Annotated in this window: 1 rRNA gene; it reads right to left on the bottom strand. The window is 45.9% G+C overall.

Annotated features, from left to right (window positions below):
• Nucleotides 1-62: ribosomal RNA gene (gene rrf, locus SB658_RS28350) — 5S ribosomal RNA — on the bottom strand; the annotation flags it as partial.
• Nucleotides 63-222 lie beyond the last annotated feature (160 nt).

The raw sequence follows: 222 nt of genomic DNA, 5'->3' as shown, positions 1-222 counted from the left end.
AAGAGCTTAACTTCCGTGTTCGGTATGGGAACGGGTGTGACCTCTTCGCTATCGCCACCAAACAAATGCCTTCAGGATGAAGGTACTGGGCGTTTCTCACAGGATGTGAGAGCCCTTAGCGGAGTTTCCTTACCTTCCGCCTTTAGAGAGTGTTCTCTCAAAACTAGATAACAGGTGTGACATCATTCAAAAATATGGTTAAGTCCTCGATCGATTAGTATC

Origin of the sequence: Bacillus sp. SIMBA_008 (genome assembly GCF_046535495.1) — a bacterium.
Lineage (GTDB): Bacteria > Bacillota > Bacilli > Bacillales > Bacillaceae > Bacillus > Bacillus subtilis.
Note: the sequence above shows the minus strand (reverse complement) of the source record. Positions and strands in the feature narration are given on the sequence as shown.